Origin of the sequence: Clostridium sp. UBA5119 (assembly GCF_002414285.1) — a bacterium.
GTDB classification, from domain to species: domain Bacteria; phylum Bacillota; class Clostridia; order Clostridiales; family Clostridiaceae; genus Clostridium_J; species Clostridium_J sulfidigenes.
Genome location: NZ_DHYX01000006.1, coordinates 1 through 18,030 on the forward strand (window position 1 = coordinate 1; position 18,030 = coordinate 18,030).

Consider the following 18,030-nt stretch of genomic DNA (forward strand, 5'->3'; position numbering starts at 1 on the left):
GATATGTTAAGAAATGAATTAGATTTAGACATTATATAGTAATTAATTTTAGCTTATAGCAAGAGATACAGGTGAAAGGAAATGAAAATATAAAAAGGGAGTGATATAAACACGAGGATACTGAAAAAGTACCCTCGTGCTTATCACTCCTTTTTAGTTACCTACTGGGTGTTCAGTGGTGCTAGTATCTACAGTTATAGCAGAAGTTTTAGAAACTAATTTTCCATTTTTGCTTTTAAATATTCCAGTTGATATAATATAGTCCATTATATTGTTAATTTCTGTAAGCGATATACTATCTTTAACAGAGTTAACTGTAAGATTAAATTTATTTTCCGTTTCATCCTTAAAGGTCATAACTAATTTTTTTTCCATTATTAATCCTCCTTATTTTTTAGAATTATAATTATGAGAGAGTAGAAATTTTTTATATTTAGCCTTCATTCAAAGTATAATCATCTAGTTTTTTAATTTCTGTAGGTTCACTTATTAGTACAGAGCCAATTATTATGCCTAAATTGTAGATCTCTTCATCAGTAGCAGATCCACTTACCTTTGAAAATTTTTGGCTTTGAATCTTCGGACTACCATCCTGGTTTTGCCCCTTCGTATATTTAATAACTAAGGTTGTATTATTTTTAGTATTTGTTGTTGCCATAGTATCAACTCCTTTCAATGAACATATATGTCATTGAAGATAAAAGTGGAAAATAATTATAAAACTTTGAAATTCNNAAAATTAAGAAGATGAATATTTAATAAGTCATTATTTAAAAATATATAGATAAGTGTATAGAGTGTTATAGTAAGTGAGAGGAATTTAGGAGGAAATAATGAAGAGAATTAGAGATTATAAAGTTACTGTAGGAAAGTTACCAAAGGGAGAAAGAAATAAGATTACTGATGTAAAAGGAGTAAGGGTAGGTCATGTTACATTAAGAGATGGAGATGTAAACACAGGAGTAACAGCTATATTACCTCATGATGGAAATATGTTCAAGGATAAAGTATATGGAGCTGTTCACGTAATAAATGGTTTTGGAAAGACTGTAGGAACCATACAACTAGAGGAGCTTGGAACAATTGAAACACCGATTATGCTTACAAATACTTTAAATGTAGGGATAGTAAGTCAAGGATTAGTTAGATATATGCTTTCAATAAACACTGATATAGGTGTTGAAACAGGAACTATTAACCCTATAGTTGGAGAATGTAATGATGGATATCTAAATGATATTAGAGGACTTCATGTTAAAGAAGAGCACGTATTTGAAAGTATAAAAAATGCATCTACAGATTTTTTAGAAGGAGCAGTAGGAGCAGGAACTGGAATGAGTTGCTTTGGGTATAAGGGTGGCATAGGATCTTCTTCTAGAAAAATAAATATAAAAAATGAAGAATATACACTAGGTGCATTGGTACTATCTAATTTTGGAATAAAGGAAGATTTTATACTTAATAACAATGATATAAAATCTATGTTATATGGGAATAACTTAGGTGTAAATATAACTAATATAAACTGTAATATAGATAATTTGGAAAAGGGATCTATTATGATAATTTTAGCTACAGATGCTCCACTATCCCCAAGACAATTGAAAAGAGTAGCAAAGAGAAGTATTGTGGGCATAACAAGATTAGGTTCTTATCTTGGAAATGGAAGTGGTGATATAGCAATTGCTTTTAGTACAGCTAATAAAATTAAACATTATGAGGAATGTGTAACTAGTAAAGTTAATGTAGTTAATGAAAATTATATCGACTTCTTTTTTAGAGCAGCTGCAGAAGCTGTAGAGGAGTCAGTTCTAAATTCTCTAATTACAGCTGACACAGTTATTGGTCGAAACGGAAATAGAAGAGATGGATTATCTAAATCCTTAGATTTATAAAACGGATTGTATATAAGAATTAGAGTATAAGTCACTTAAAATTATTGACATGAAATATATTAAATGATAAATTGTTTATAATAGGATTTATTTACACAGGAGATGGTTGTAGTGAAATACTTGTCAAATAGAAAATATGAACATCATCATAGATGCAAGGTCTTATAATTATGGTTTTAAAATTAAGCCATAGATAGGGCCTATTTGTGCGAAGGCAAATGTATCTATGGAGTTATTGAGTTTTATATCTCTAAGGATACTAGTTGTCTTTAGAGATTTTTTTATAGTATGAAAGCTTCAGATTTTCAGATGAATATTATATAAGTTTTATAAATTAAGGAGAGATTGATATGAGTACAAAAATAACAAAACCTAGTATATTGCCAGGATTTATGGAGCTTACTCCAAGAGAGCAAGTAGCCTTTAATAATGTTTATGATGTCATTAGAAGAAATTATGAATCTTTTGGATTTCTACCTATTGACACTCCTATAATTGAAAAAAGTGAAGTATTACTTGCTAAAACTGGTGGAGACACAGAAAAGCAAATATATACTTTAACTAAGGGTAGTACAGAGATGGCATTAAGGTTTGACTTAACAGTACCACTTGCACGTTATGTAGCTCAACACATGGAAGAAATAGCCTTTCCATTTAAAAGATATCAAATTGGAAAAGTTTATAGAGGTGAGAGGAATCAGAGGGGTAGATTTAGAGAATTTTATCAATGTGATGTAGATGTAATTGGTAATGGAACATTAAGTATAGTAAATGATGCTCAGATTCCTAGTACTATATATAAAATATTTAAAGAGTTAGGCTTTGATAACTTTAAAATAAGAATTAATAATAGAAAAATCCTAGATGGATTTTTAAGAAGTTTAGATATAGATAATTATATAGAGGTATTAAGAGTTGTAGATAAAATTGAAAAGATTGGAGAAGCCAAGGTCAGAGAAGAATTAGAGGAATATATAAAAACCAGTGAAGGAATAGATGAGGTTATAGAATTTATAACTATAGAAGGTAGCAATGAGGAGAAGATTCAGTTCTTAAAAAATAGTTCAGTGACCAACGAAAGATTTTTAGAAGGTGTTGAAGAATTAGAAACTGTAAATAAGTATATAAAAGCTTTTGGAATTCCGGATAAAAATTATGTGATTGACTTTAAGATAACTAGAGGATTAGATTATTATACTGGAACAGTATATGAAACATTCTTAGATGATTATCCAGAATTTGGTTCAGTGTGTTCAGGTGGGAGATATGATGATTTAGCCCAGTTCTATACTGATAAGAAACTTCCAGGAGTTGGTATATCTATTGGGTTAACAAGATTATTCTGGAGTTTTATGGAAAGCAATATTATAGATTTAGATAGTAATTCACTTATAGATGTTTTAGTGATACCAATGGATGAAGATTTTGATTATGGTATTGAAGTTTGTAATCAATTAAGACAATCTGAGATTAAGGTTGATATTTACCTTGAAGGTGGAAAGTTTGCTAAAAAAATGAAATATGCAAACAAATTAGCTATACCATATGTTATTATCATTGGAGAAGATGAGAAAACATCTAATAAAATACTTTTAAAAAATATGGAAAATGGTGACCAACAACTAGTATCTACAGAAGAATGTATTTCAATTTTAAATAGTAGATAATTATAATGGTAGTATTAAAATCTAATAAATGATATAACATTTTTAGTGTAAAAATGATTAGAGTCAATTAGCTCTAATCATTTTTCATTTAAGTATTATTTAAATGCTTTTATATATGAAGACATTATGTATTCTCCAACTTTAAGATTATGTCCCCACTTTTCCTCATATTCCTTAGGAACAGCTTTAGTAGTTATATTAATTTCTTTAAAACCTGAGTTTTTTAAGTATACTTCTAATTCTTCAACTGAAGAAGCACCAGTAACTCACCCGCAATATAAAGATTCGTCCGCCTTCATGTCCTCTGTAAGTTCCCTCATTAAAACTATATCAGAAATTGCAATACGTCCACTAGGTTTTAGAACTCTATATATCTCATCATAAACCCTTTGTTTATTTGTAGATAGATTTATAACACAGTTAGAAATAACTACATCTACAATGTTGTCTGCAACAGGTAAGTTTTCAATTTCGCCAAGTCTAAAATCTATATTTTTATAGCCGTTTTGAAAGGCTGCCATTCGAGCTTTTCTTAACATTTCATGAATCATATCAACTCCAATTACAAAACCCTTAGGACCAACTTTTTTTGAAGCTAGAAAACAATCAAATCCACCGCCGCTTCCCAAATCCAAAAGAGTTTCATTAGGACTCAATTTAGATATAGAAAGAGGATTACCACAGCCAAGTCCCATATTTACTCCTGAAGGTACAGAGTTTATTTCTTCTTCAGAGTACCCTATTTTATTTGAAATTTCCACTGCAGACTTTTTAAGAGATATTTTATTAGTGTTACAGCAACTATTATTATCTGTCTTTCCGAGAGCTATGTTTTTATAGCTTTCACGAACAGCATTTTTTATTAGTAAGTTTTTATTTAAATTCATATAAAACTCTCCTTAATTATTTATTAAATAGTAGGGTAAGCAATAATTAGTATATTATACTATATAAAAAGGATTATTTATACTTAATAATAGATAAAATGGATGAATACAAAATAAATCAATGTTATTTTAAATCATAATTTGATTATAAAATCAATGAATATATAGTTAATAAAATATAAATTTTAAATAAAATTAAGAATGATTAGGTATGCAAAATTAAAATTTTTATTATACTTTATTTTTGAAATAATGTAGATATTTGGATTATAATGTATTTACATGTTGAAAAAGTACCAAATATATGGATAAAAAAACAATAAAAAGTATTTTTATGTAATATATTAGTATTTATGTAAGAAAAATCAGATAATTTTTTTATTGAAATAAATTCTTATACTGTTAATATATTCTTAAAAGTATATAAAATAATTAACATAAGTTAATAAGTTTATATACATATCATATAAGGTTAAGAAAATTATATATCAAGGGGGTAATTTAATGAACTTTAAAAAGGGCATTTCTGTTGGACTAGCTCTATCTTTAGTGTTAGGTTCAACAATGACAGCTTTTGCTTCTCCTAATGAACTAGTTAAGTCTTTGGGNNATAGAAAGCAAAGAAAAACTAATGGTGTTACAGGCTCAGATAAAACAAGAGCCAGCACTTCAAACAATTAAAGACTCTGATGAAGTTAGAGTTGTAGTAGAGTTAGACAGCGAGGCAGTACTTGAAAAGGCTACTAAGAAGGGGATAAAACTTGATGAAATGAGTAAATTTGAAGTTGGTAAACTTCAAAACCAAGTTTTAAAAGAACAACGTTCTTTACAAAGTAAGATAAGTTCTAAAGGAATTAAATTTGAAATTATAAATAGTTTTACTAATGTAGCTAATGGATTTAGTATGAAAACTACATTAGGACAAGCTAAAAATATTGAAAGTATGGCTGGAGTTAAGTCAGTTACTATTGCTAATGAATATGAAAGACCAGAGCCTATGATGAATAATAGTGGTGAAATCATAAAAACGGAGCAAACCTGGACTAGTGGATACAATGGAGAAGGTACAGTAATAGCAGTTATTGATACTGGAGTGGATTCAACACATAAAGATATGGTTCTTACAGATCAAAATAAAGCTGAACTTCAAGCAGATGAAGTACAAGCTATATCTAAGGAAAAGAAATTACCAGGTACCTATAGAACCTCAAAGGTTCCTTATGGATACAACTACATGGATAATAATCAAGAAATCTTAGATTTAGGTCCAGATGCTTCAATGCATGGAATGCACGTTGCAGGAACAGTAGGAGCTAATGGAGATATTAGCAAGGATGGAATTAAGGGAGTTGCTCCAGAAGCACAAATTCTTGCCATGAAGGTATTTGGTAATGACCCAGCTATGGCTTCTACCTTTGGTGATGTTATAGTTAAGGCTATAGATGATTCAGTGCTTCTAGGCGCAGATGTTATTAATATGAGTTTAGGTTCAACAGCATCCTTTGTAGATGATACAGATTTAGAGCAAGTTGCTGTTAATAGAGCTGTAGATAATGGTGTAGTTATGGCAATATCAGCAGGAAACTCTAATGTGTTTGGAAATGGGCATGATAATCCATATGCTGAGAATCCTGACTACGGTGTTGTTGGTTCTCCAGGGTTAGCAACAGATTCTCTTCAAGTAGCATCTGTAGAAAACAATGTTGTTACTGGATATGGGGTAGAATTTTCAATTGGTGGAGAAAATAATATAGCTCCGTATACTTCATCAGGAACAGATATTTTATCTGTATTTAAAGGAAAAGAACTTAAAGCTGTAGATTGTGGATTAGGTGGATTACCAGAACACTTCCCAGCAGAAGTAAAAGGTAATTTAGCTTTGATAGAGCGTGGTGGTTATAATTTTACAGATAAAATAGCTAATGCTGAAGCAGCAGGTGCTACTGCAGTTATAGTTTATAATAATGCTAGTGGTGGAGAAGGACTTATAAGCATGATGTATCCAGAGGGGGGTACAATTCCAGCGTTGTTTATAGGAAATTCATTTGGTGCTAAAATTGCTACACAACTAAAAACCTCAGAAGTTAAGGTTGTAGCAAATGGAAATACTATATCAGTTCCTAATACAGTTAAAGGAAGCATGTCAGATTTTACATCTTGGGGAACTACTCCAGATTTAGAGTTTAAACCTGAAATTACTGCACCAGGTGGTAATATATGGTCAACATTAAATGATAATAAATATGGAAACATGAGTGGTACATCTATGGCTTCACCACATGTGGCAGGTGGATCAGCATTAGTACTTCAAAGAGTAGATAAAGACTTTAAATTAACTGGTGAAGCAAGAGCTAAAATGGCTAAAAAGTTAATGATGAGTACAGCCGTGGCTCATGTAGACAATGGAGCAAATCAGGCAGCTGGAGTAGTTGCAGGACCTAACTATACATCACCTAGAAGACAGGGTTCTGGAGTTATGGACCTTCAAGCGGCTACTACAACACCAGCTATAGTTACAGATACAACTACTGGTCAATGTAAGGTTAATTTAAAAGAAATTAAAGATAATAAAGCTACATTTACTATAGAAGTTCAAAACTTTAGTGATAAAGAATTAACTTATAATGTGGCAGGTACTGTTCAAACAGATTTAGTAGATGACCAATACACTTATTTGGAAGCACAAAATATAATTAATAAAGATACTAAAAAATTCCCAATATCTTTTAGTAATAATACAATTAAAGTAGCTGCAAAGGGTAAAACTAAAATTACTGCTACTGTGGATTTAAACAATACTATAACTGGAATGAATAAAAAATCTATTGAAGAAGTTTTTGTAAATGGTGGATATGTGGAAGGATTTGTAACTTTAACTGATCCTATAGATACAAACCCAACATTAAGTATTCCATATTTAGGATTTAAAGGTGAATGGGATAAAGCTCCTGCTATAGACGCATCAATCTATGAAACAAAAAGAACTTCTTTCTATGGAGTTACATCTATCGTAAATAGTGATTTAGATTTCCTAGGTGTGGATTTATCAGGTAAAAATACAGATAGTAATAAAGTTGCATTCTCACCAAATGGTGATGGTGCAAATGATACAATATTACCTATTCTTTCTTACTTAAGAAATATGAAGGAATTAGATATAGAGATATTAGATAAAGATGGAAAAGTTGTAAGAAATTTAACTCAAGATTTCAATGTAAAAAAACATTACCATGATGGAAAATACGATAAGTATAGTATCCGCAAAGATGCTACTTGGGATGGAACGGTTAACAATAAGGTAGTTGCAGATGGTGTATATACTTATAGAGTTAAAGCAAAGGTAGATTATGAAAATGCTAAATGGCAAAACTTTGACTTTAAGGTAAATGTTGATACAAAGGCACCTGCAGTTAATAAAGTTAATTATAATAAAGATACTAAACAACTAGAAGTAATTGCAGAAGACAATAATAAGGGTCATATTTTTAAATATGTGCTTATTAGTGATGGTAAAGCAGTAGAAGAAAATGCATCAGGAAAATTTGATTTAAGCAAGTTAGATTATAAAAAGTGTTCTGTAGAAGTTTATGACTATGCACAAAATAAAACGTCTATTAAAGTAACAGAAGCAACTACAGGACAATATAAGGAGCCTACAGGAGAAGCACAAGGAGATACTACAATTCCTACAGTGATGGTTGAAGGACCAGAATTCTTTGGAGTATCAAAGAGTGCTAAGGTGGCTGTTAAAGGTACTGTAAAGGATGCTTCAGCTATAGCAGAGTTTACTGTAAATGGAAAGAATGTACCATTAACCTTTAATACACATAGTGGTCTTTGGAATTTCTCAACTGAAGTAGAATTAAAAGATGGATATCATAGCATTATGGTTGCTGCTAGAGATGCTGCAAATAATAAAATAGAATTTGCTCATAAAATATTTGTAGATACTACAGCACCAGTAGTTAACCTTGAAGCTATACCATCTGAAACTACTAAAGATTCAGTAATTATTTCTGGTAAAATAAACGATAACCTACCAAGCTTAAAAGTTAAGGTAAATGGTAATGTTATTAAAACAATAGCACCAGATTGGTCATACTTTAATGATTTAAAAAGTGCTAAATATGATTTAGCTTATGAAGTAAAATTAGCTGAAGGTGAAAACAAGATTTCTGTTGAAGCTATAGATGATGCAGGAAATACAACTGTTAAGGAAATAACTATTAAAAAGGTTAAAAAGATTGTTGAGTCTACTGGTAGATTATATGGAAAAGATAGATATGCAACAGCAGTAGAAGTTAGTAAGACTGGTTGGAAGAAGTCAGATATGGCTGTAATAGCTAATGGAACAACTTATGCTGATGCTTTAGTAGCAGCACCTCTTGCAGCAAACTACGATGCACCAATATTATTAACTGAAGCTGGTAAATTAACTGAAGCTACGAAGACTGAATTAAAGAGATTAGGTGTTAAAACAGTTTATGTAGTAGGTGGAACAAGTGTTATATCTGAAGCTACAGTTAAAGAGATGGCTAAGATGGGAATTGATGTAGTAAGATTAGGTGGAGAAAATAGATATGAAACTTCACTAGCAGTGGCTACACAGATAGATAGACAAAAAAATGTTGAAAATATCTATGTAGCAGGTGGATATACTCCAGCAGATGCATTAACTATTTCATCTAAAGCAGCTACAGATAAGACTCCAATAATATTAGTTGAAGCTAAGAAGGTTCCTAAGAAAGTATTATCATGGCTTAAGAGTCAAAAACTTAAATCAGCTTATGTTATAGGTGGAGAAAGTGTAGTTAAGAACTCAGTTATGAAAGATTTAAATAAAATCACATCTGAAGATATTTCTAAAAATAGAATAGGAGGAGCAAATAGATACGAAACTAATGCATTAGTTATAGAAAAATTATTTGCAAAAGAGCAAAAAAATATGTATGTAACTGAAAGTATGAAGTTAGTAGATTCTCTAGTAGTTGCACCTCTAGCGGCTAAAACAGGTTCGCCAGTTATAATAACTAATTCTAATTTATCTGATAAACAAAAGTCTTTAGCAGATAAGATGTTAGTTAAGAAAGTAGTAGAAGTTGGTGGACAGGTTAATAAAGCAGCTGTAAAAGACTTAGTAAATAGAATAGATAATAAATAAAATAGGGAAATAGTAAAATATCCTAGGTAGTAATGCCTAGGATATTTTTCATACCACATATTTATATTACTATATATGGTATAATTATATTAAAATGTTAAGGAGGATATCATGCATATAATAGTAGGACTAAATATGTTATTAGTTTTAATAACAGTAATTTATATGGTAAAAAATATACTTATTAATTACAGATTATCTGAAAGTGGATTTAAAAATGGATGTATTGCCATACTTATTTGTATAATGGTATGGTTTGCTGGAAATGGATCACTTGTTGGTATAAAAATAATAGAGGCAGAGGATACTTTAGAGTACATGGTTAATAATGAAAAAGAGGTATCTGAAGAATTAGATGTAAACTTTGTTAAATTAACTATTGAAGGGGATAAAGAATATGTTAAGAAATATTCTTTAATTTCAGGAGTATCTTTTGTATTTTTTGTGTTAATAACAAAAAATATATCAAAAGAAATAAGGGAAAGACCTACTAAAAGCAAATGGGACTTATCTAAGTATAAATAAAAGCATATTTACAAACTCCTATGTAAAGGGTTAATATAATTATAGAAGGTTTATTAACTTTCAAAATACAAAGATGTATTATAGGGGGATTTTTAACATGGAAGGTACAATAAAAACTAAAGTAGAAAATTATACTTTAAGATTTGCTGAAGAGAAGGATATACCTTTAATTCTAAAATTTATAAAGGAATTAGCTGATTATGAAAAGCTTTTAAATGAAGTAGTTGCTACTGAAGAAATTTTAATGGAATCATTATTTGTTAGAAAGGCAGCTCAAGTAGTAATTGGTGAGTATGAAGGTATACCAGTAAGTTTTGCATTATTTTTCCACAACTTCTCAACCTTCACAGGTAAACCAGGTTTATATTTAGAAGATTTATATGTGAGACCTGAAATGAGAGGAAAAGGAATGGGAAAAGCACTTCTTTCATTCTTAGCTAAATTAGCAGTAGAAAGAGATTGTGGTAGATTTGAATGGTGGTGTATTGATTGGAATGAACCATCAATAAAATTCTATAAGCAGCTTGGTGCAATACCAATGGATGAATGGACTGTATATAGAGTATGTGATAAAGCATTAACTAATTTAGCAGCAGAATTTTAATTCATAGCTGTATTTAAAATAATAGGTAAAATTTTAATATATTATATGATTTATAGAGTAAATATTTTTATTTTTTAGCGACTATTTTATAGTCGCTATTTTTTATGAAACTTATACAATAAAAAATATATTTAATAAATTCTAAAAATTTAGAAAAAAGTTATTGACAATATTTATATTAATTGTATATAATAAAAAGGTAGTAAAAATTAGTAAAACTAAATAATAGTAGAAAATAAATTTTAAAAAAGGAGGTAGGAAAATGTTAAATAAATTATTAGTAATTAATGAAGTTAATAGAAATAATTATAATGCTAGAGTCAACCTTGGCGCTGGCAATATTAATGGTGCAAATAATAACATTTTACAATTTAATATTTGGAATATTACCCTGCCTCAGAATATAGGTTTAAAAGATTGATTTTTAACAAACTATTTTGTGAGAAAAGTCCTAGGGTAACCCGGGACTTTTTATATATTTATAAGGCTTTTAATACAATTATTTATACTAAGATAAGTAAGATATACATAAGCCTAAAATGAATTTTAATATTTAAGGATTAAATCCTTAGTATTATTCACGCTATAGATGATTTAAGTCATAGTCCTATATACCAAGAGGTATAGGACTATGACTTTTTTATTCTTATTTTTAATTATATCTATAGCAAATTTATAGACAGCAGAGTATAACATGATTGGGGATTATAGGACAAAAGGGAGGAAGTATTATGACTAAGAGGTGGCTTGCAGATACTAATTTTACACATTAAAACATAAGAGGTTAATAATAATAACCACATTGAAGGAGGGATTCAAGTGAAAAAAATTTTGAGCTATGTAAAAAATCATTTAGGGGTAGCTATATTTGGTATAGTTTCAATGATTCTGGTAATTTCAGCAGATTTAACAATTCCCTATGTAACTGAAATATTTATAGATGATGTACTTCGTGGTAAAAACTATGAAATTATAAATAAAATATTGTTTATTATAGGATGTATATCATTAATAAAGTTTTTCTTTGGGTATTTAAAGGAGTACTTATTTGATTATTTAGGAATAACTATTTCTAAAGAAGTAAAAGAAACTTTATTCAAGCATATTGAAGGACTGTCCTTCTCTTACTTTGACAAAGTAAACACCGGTGAATTAATGTCAAGGGTAGGGGAAGATGCAGATAATATAATGGACATTATGGGTTTTGGTTTTAGGCTTTTAATAGAAAATATAGCCTACTTTGGTATAGCTTCAGTTCTATTATTAAGGATAAGTCCAACACTTACCATAGTAGCTCTTTCTACTATGCCAATAATAGCATATATCACCATAAGATCTGAAAAGAAGATTGATGATGTATATGACAGAATAAGTGACCACATTGCAGAGCTAAATACTACAGCACAAGAAAATATTGCTGGAGTTAAGCTAGTTAAAGCTTTTGGAAGAGAAAAACATGAAATTCTTAAATTCTTAAAATACAATTCTAAAAACTTTGACTTACAAATGGAACATACAAAGATATGGATTAAGTTCTTCCCATTAGAGGAGTTCTTAGGGAATCTTTCTGTAGTTCTTGTAACCTGTGTAGGTGGAATTTTAGTAATCTACAATAAGATTACTGTAGGTCAATTGGTGGCATTTACTAGTTATCTATGGATGCTTATATGGCCAATGAGAGAATTTGGATGGCTTATGAATCTATTCTCTAGAACTAAGGCTTCAGCAGGAAAAATAAACAACATTTTAGAGGTAAGCACTACTATTGAAAATTCTAAAGAGGGAATTGTTCCACAGAATATAGAAGGTGAATTATCCCTAAAAAATGTATCTTTTACCTATGGAGAAAAGAATGTATTAGATAATATAAATCTTAATATTAAAGCTGGATCTACAGTAGCTATTATGGGTACTACAGGTTCAGGAAAGTCAACATTAATGGCACTCTTAGGAAGAAACTATGATACTACAGAAGGAGAAATAACTTTAGATGGTATAAATCTTAAGGATTTAAACTTAAAAGCTTTAAGAGATAGTATTTCTATAGTTCCACAAGATTCTTTTCTATTCTCTGATACCATTGAGAATAACCTTAAATATGGTAAGAACAATGCTACTAAAGAAGAACTAGAAAAGGCTGTAGAGCTTGCATGTGCAAAGGAATTTGTAGATGGACTTAAGGATGGATATGACACATTAATCGGTGAGAGAGGTCTTGGACTCTCAGGAGGTCAAAAACAAAGATTATGTATAGCTAGAGCTTTGATAAGAGATAGCAAAATTTTAATTTTAGATGATTCAACTTCTGCTTTAGATATGGAAACAGAGTATCAATTGCTTAAAAATCTATATCATGGAGACACTAAGAAGACTACCTTTATCATTGCCCATAGAATATCAGCTGTAAAAAATGCAGATATGATTTTATATATGGAGGATGGAAAGATAGTAGAAAGAGGAAATCATCAAGAACTCTTAAATAAAAAAGGTAAGTATTTTGAGATATATCAAACTCAATTTAAAGATTTCTTAGAGTTGTCAGATGAAGATGTGGCTAACTTTTAAGAGAGAAAGAAGGTGCTAGAATGGCGAAAAATTCAGTTAATCAAGACGAAAAAATTAATAGTTTAAAGGGTCGGGATATACTATTAAGATTAGTCAAATATGTAAAACCCTATAAGTTAAAAGTATCTTTAGTACTTTTTCTTATGCTTATAGTAATGGGTACAGGGCTTTTAAGCCCTATGCTTTTAAAAATTGCTATAGATAATTATATTGAAGTAAAAGATGTAGTAGGACTTATAGTTATAAGTCTAGGATTAGTAGGAATAAATGTTATAGGTATGTATGCTAGTAGGCTATCTACCTATCAAATGAATAAAACTACTCACAGTATACTGCATACTATAAGGCAAGAGCTTTATATTCATATACAAAAACTCTCCTTTTCCTTTTTTGACGATAGACCAGTAGGAAAGATTTTAGCGAGAGTTGTTGGAGACGTAAACTCCCTTTCAGAGCTGTTTTCAAAATCTGTTACTACAGTTATACCACAGGCACTAAATCTTATAGCTATAGGAGTAATACTTTTTGTAATGAATGCAAAATTGGCTATAGTTTCTATAATAATTTTACCGGTACTTGCAGTTGTAGTATCTACAATAATGGTAAAAGCTAGAGCTAAATGGCAGGTATTTAGACAAAAACGTTCTAATTTAAATGGCTTTACCCATGAATCCTTTTCAGGGATAAAGATTATTCAAAACTTTACCTTTGAAGGAGAAACTACTAAGAAATTTGAAAAAGCTGTAGGTGAGGTTAGAGATGGATTTTTATCAGCAGTTAAATATAATGACTGGCTTTGGTCTTTTATAGATATGTCCTTTGGAATAAGTTCCATCATAGTATTTTGGTATGGAGCAACCTTAACTAGACGTGGAGAAATTTCCATAGGAACCATAATAGCCTTTATATCATATACAAGTATGTTCTGGAGACCAATCATAAATATAGCTTCTTACTACAATACATTAGTTACTAACTTTGCAGCAGCGGAGAGAATATTTGAAATTATGGATGTAGTACCAACCATTGATGAGATGGATGGAAGTGAAGATATGCCAACTATTAAGGGAGCAGTAGAGTTTAAAAATGTTTCCTTTGAATATGAGAAAGACGTTCAGGTACTTCACAATGTAAACTTTAAAATAAGACCAGGTGAAAATATCGCCTTAGTTGGACCAACAGGGGCAGGAAAGACTACTATAACTAGCTTAATCAGTAGATTTTACGATACTACTGAAGGGGAAGTTTTAATTGATGGTAAGGATGTTTCTAAGGTCAATCTTTATTCCTTAAGAAGCCAAATGGGAATAATGCTTCAAGATACATTCTTATTCTCAACTTCTATTAAGGAAAATATTAGATATGGAAAATTAGATGCTACTGATGAAGAAATCATGGCAGCAGCAAAGGCAGTTAATGCCCATGAATTTATTATGAAATTAGAAAAAGGATATGACACAGAAGTTAACGAAAGAGGTTCAAGGCTTTCAGTAGGACAAAGACAACTTATATCCTTTGCAAGAGCATTACTTGCAAATCCAAGAATTCTTATCCTTGATGAAGCAACATCTAATATAGATACTGCTACAGAAATACTAGTTCAAAAAGGGATAAATAAATTACTTCATGGAAGAACGTCCTTTGTAATTGCCCACAGACTTTCAACCATAAGAGATTGTGACAAAATTATGGTAGTAGATGAAGGTGAAATTGTAGAAAGTGGAACCCATGAAGAATTATTAAAACTTAAAGGATTCTACTATAACTTATACATGGCTCAGTACAGTTTCTTAAATGAAGGAGCATAAATGACCATCTGAATCTACGATTTAGATCTGGGAACTTACTCATTTGAATAAAGTGAAAAGGAGTTTCCTTGTAAATAATATAAGAAAATAAAATTTATTGCTGATTCAATGCATGATTTAAAATTAAATTTTACCTATGAGCTATGTAAATAGTTATATAGCTTCATAGGAAACTATTTGTATATTAAAATAGTTCCATATAACTATTTTAATATATAACTAGTTAACTAGTTGTTCTGTTCATGCGGGTTTCAGCATTTTTCTATATGGAAAATGGTATTAAAATAGAAGGATTAAATTCTTTAATTAGGAAATAAGATTGAATAATTATTAATTAATCTTATTTCCAACTTTATATATTAAGGGGAAATAAATATGAATGAAGAAAGTATTAAAATAGAAATACCTAATGAAGAAGAAGTAGATTACATTGACGATATGCTTATGGAACACAACAAGCTGTCTAAGCCTTTTGAACAAGATGAACCATACATTAAGATAAACCGTTGTATTAAAAATGAAAAGGGTGAGGTCATAGGAGGAATATTAGCTTACTCTGTGTTTTGGCATATTTTCTATATTGATACATTGTGGGTTAATGACAAGTACCGTAATAGAGGATATGGTTCAATACTTTTAAAGGAGGCAGAGGATGTGGCAAGGAGTCAAGGATGTCATATAGCACATCTAGATACCTTCGATTTTCAAGGTCCAGACTTTTATATGAAGAATGGATATAAGGTTTTTGGAATTTTAGAAGATAGTCCTAAAGGACATAAGGAGTATTTTTTAACTAAGAAGCTATAGGAGGGATAACTATGAATTTTAAGATAATAGGTAGTGGAGGATGTGTTGCTCTACCAAAGCCACTTTGCTGCTGTAGAGTATGTATGGAGGCAAGAAAGAAGGGAAATCCTTATGCAAGATTTGGATGTAGCTTATATCTAGAAGAAGCTAAGCTACTAATAGACACTCCAGAGGATATTGCTCAAAGCTTAAATTATGGAGAAATTAAGGAAATAGATAGAGTTTTATATAGTCATATGGATCCAGATCATACCCTTGGTATGAGAGTTTTTGAACAGCTTCGACTAAATTGGCTAAATATTTCCCAAGGAATAGAATGTGAAAATCCCATAGAAGTTATAGCTATGGATCATGTAATGGAGGATTTAAATTCCATATGCTCAAAGCATGGCTCATATTTTGACTACTATGAAAAAATAAGAAATTTAATAGAAAGACATGTGGTTAATGATTCAATACAAATAGGAGAAATAAAAATAACTCTAATTAAGGCTGAATCTGCTACAGTATTTGTTTTTGAAGAAGGAGAAAAGAAGCTTATATATGCTCCTTGTGATGTAAAACCTTTCCCAGTGAATGGAATCTTTAAGGGTGCTGATGTGATGATTATAGGTAATACGGTTATTGGTGATGTCTTAAAGGGTGACTTTAAGTTAGAAGAGGACAATCCTTTAAGAGAAGAATTATTTGTAATGGATGAGATAGTGGAATTAAAGAATAAATATAATATTAAAAAAGTTATAATGACACATCTTGAGGAAGATTGGGGAAAATCCTATGATGATTATTTAGAATTAGAAAATCATTATAAAGATATTAGCTTTGCTTACGACGGAATGGTAATAAAATTATAAAACTTATTGAAGGTAACTGTGATTATAGAATTGTTCAGTAGGGATTAAAGAGAGAGAGTTATTTTTAGAATTTTTAGAAAGCTAGGTGACTTATGATGATAAACATTATAGATACTTTTAAGGATTATAAGGGATTTATGGAAGAAAACTTAAATAAAGAGCCTAAGGAAAAGATGGAGTTATGGGAGAAGTTTTACAATAGTAATTTTCCAGAGGTAGAGAGAAAATGTAAAGAAGACTATGAATTAGAAGGGTATAACTGGAAGGAAATAGGACTATCTATGGTATTTAATAGGTCCTGTGAAGACTTTCCTAATATGATAGAAGGCTATAAGAATCTTTTAAAGACTTTTAATGGTATAGATGAAAAAGTTAAAGCTATATTTCATATTGAAATGGATATAAATATAGTGCTATATAGGGGATTATTAAATTCTGCTGGATGGGTAGATGAATATGAGGGGAAAAGAGCTATGCTCTTTGGTATTGATAAGATTGCAAAGCTTGGATGGCAACAGAAGGAAAAAATAGATGCTTTAGTTTGTCACGAACTTTGTCATGTAGTTCACTTTCAAATAAGAGGTGAATCAAAATTATCAAAGCAGGTAGATCAGAGTAAGTATAATGAAGGAATCTGGAATATATATGAGGAAGGCTTTGCCCAATATTTTCAACAAGTATTAGGAGAGAGTATCGTTGATTCTAGGGGAGAGCAGTGGAGCATTAACTGTGAAAAGTTAGAAAAAGAACTTAAATTAAAATATGTAGAAGCTTTAAAGGACAAAGAAAAAGGAACTAGAGATTTTTATGGTGATTGGTTTAAAGTTTTAGGTATAAGTGATGTGGGGTATTTCTTAGGAGCTAAGCTAATAGGTGAATTAAGTAAGAGATATACCGTAGAAGATATAGCAACTATGGATTTTAAGCTTATAGAAAAAGAAGTTTTAAGGTTTTTAGAAGCATAAAGGTAAATGAAAGAAGTGATGAGTATGAAGGATGACATATTAAAGCTAGTAAAATTAGAAAATGGCAAGGTGCTTATATTAAGAAAACCAACTGAAGAGGATTCAGAGGCTATGATTGAGTATCTAAATATAGTTGGTGGAGAAAGTGATAACCTTCTATTTGGTAAGAATGAGTTTAGACTTACTGTAGAACAGGAGAGAGAATATATTAAAAATATAAATGAAAATAATAATGCTCTTATGCTCCTAGGTATTATAGATAATCAAATAGTTAGTGTTTCTCAAGTTAGTG

At 30.2% G+C, this 18,030-nt stretch carries 14 protein-coding genes and 1 pseudogene; 12 read left to right on the forward strand and 3 right to left on the reverse strand.

What is annotated here, in order from left to right; all coding sequences use genetic code 11:
- Positions 1-153: 153 nt before the first annotated feature.
- Both B2671_RS00210 and B2671_RS00215 read right to left on the reverse strand, forming a co-directional pair.
- Positions 154-375, reverse strand: a complete 222-nt coding sequence (locus tag B2671_RS00210; RefSeq protein WP_346868588.1) for a DUF2922 domain-containing protein — start codon at positions 373-375, stop codon at positions 154-156.
- Between the two features lie 58 nt (positions 376-433).
- Positions 434-658 carry a DUF1659 domain-containing protein gene (locus B2671_RS00215; RefSeq protein ID WP_346868589.1) on the reverse strand — a complete coding sequence of 75 codons (225 nt, stop codon included), beginning with the start codon at positions 656-658 and terminating at the stop codon, positions 434-436.
- A gap of 175 nt (positions 659-833) precedes the next feature.
- Here B2671_RS00215 and B2671_RS00220 point away from each other — a divergent pair, with 175 nt between their 5' ends.
- Positions 834-1,895 (forward strand): P1 family peptidase, encoded by a 1,062-nt coding sequence (locus tag B2671_RS00220; RefSeq protein WP_346868590.1) that lies wholly within the window; start codon positions 834-836, stop codon positions 1,893-1,895.
- Between the two features lie 350 nt (positions 1,896-2,245).
- Positions 2,246-3,562 (forward strand): histidine--tRNA ligase, encoded by a 1,317-nt coding sequence (gene hisS, locus B2671_RS00225; protein ID WP_346868591.1) that lies wholly within the window; start codon positions 2,246-2,248, stop codon positions 3,560-3,562.
- 95 nt (positions 3,563-3,657) lie between these two features.
- On the opposite strand, the gene arsM is transcribed toward hisS, so the two are convergent.
- Positions 3,658-4,449 carry an arsenite methyltransferase gene (gene arsM / locus B2671_RS00230; protein WP_346868592.1) on the reverse strand — a complete coding sequence of 264 codons (792 nt, stop codon included), beginning with the start codon at positions 4,447-4,449 and terminating at the stop codon, positions 3,658-3,660.
- Between the two features lie 631 nt (positions 4,450-5,080).
- On the opposite strand from arsM, the gene B2671_RS00235 reads away from it, so the two are divergent.
- From B2671_RS00235 to B2671_RS00280, 10 genes and pseudogenes are all read left to right on the forward strand, one after another.
- Entirely contained in the window at positions 5,081-9,610 is a 4,530-nt protein-coding gene (locus tag B2671_RS00235; RefSeq protein ID WP_346868593.1) for a cell wall-binding repeat-containing protein, read from the forward strand.
- Positions 9,611-9,721: 111 nt separating this feature from the next.
- Positions 9,722-10,135 carry a hypothetical protein gene (locus tag B2671_RS00240; RefSeq protein WP_346868594.1) on the forward strand — a complete coding sequence of 138 codons (414 nt, stop codon included), beginning with the start codon at positions 9,722-9,724 and terminating at the stop codon, positions 10,133-10,135.
- Positions 10,136-10,232: 97 nt separating this feature from the next.
- Positions 10,233-10,739, forward strand: coding sequence for a GNAT family N-acetyltransferase (locus B2671_RS00245; protein WP_346847472.1), 507 nt, complete (start codon positions 10,233-10,235; stop codon positions 10,737-10,739).
- 262 nt (positions 10,740-11,001) lie between these two features.
- A complete protein-coding gene (locus B2671_RS00250) occupies positions 11,002-11,160 on the forward strand; it encodes a hypothetical protein (protein ID WP_346868595.1) in 159 nt (52 codons plus the stop codon).
- A gap of 398 nt (positions 11,161-11,558) precedes the next feature.
- Positions 11,559-13,304, forward strand: coding sequence for an ABC transporter ATP-binding protein (locus B2671_RS00255; RefSeq protein ID WP_346868596.1), 1,746 nt, complete (start codon positions 11,559-11,561; stop codon positions 13,302-13,304).
- Positions 13,305-13,324: 20 nt separating this feature from the next.
- On the forward strand, positions 13,325-15,112 hold the full coding sequence (locus tag B2671_RS00260) for an ABC transporter ATP-binding protein (RefSeq protein WP_346868597.1): 1,788 nt from the start codon (positions 13,325-13,327) through the stop codon (positions 15,110-15,112).
- A gap of 375 nt (positions 15,113-15,487) precedes the next feature.
- On the forward strand, positions 15,488-15,919 hold the full coding sequence (locus B2671_RS00265; protein ID WP_346868598.1) for a GNAT family N-acetyltransferase: 432 nt from the start codon (positions 15,488-15,490) through the stop codon (positions 15,917-15,919).
- An 11-nt stretch (positions 15,920-15,930) separates the two neighbouring features.
- Positions 15,931-16,773: an MBL fold metallo-hydrolase gene (locus B2671_RS00270; RefSeq protein ID WP_346868599.1), complete on the forward strand. Its 843-nt coding sequence runs from the start codon at positions 15,931-15,933 to the stop codon at positions 16,771-16,773.
- 95 nt (positions 16,774-16,868) lie between these two features.
- Positions 16,869-17,738: a hypothetical protein gene (locus B2671_RS00275; RefSeq protein ID WP_346868600.1), complete on the forward strand. Its 870-nt coding sequence runs from the start codon at positions 16,869-16,871 to the stop codon at positions 17,736-17,738.
- A 24-nt stretch (positions 17,739-17,762) separates the two neighbouring features.
- Positions 17,763-18,030: pseudogene (locus B2671_RS00280) on the forward strand (N-acetyltransferase); the annotation flags it as partial.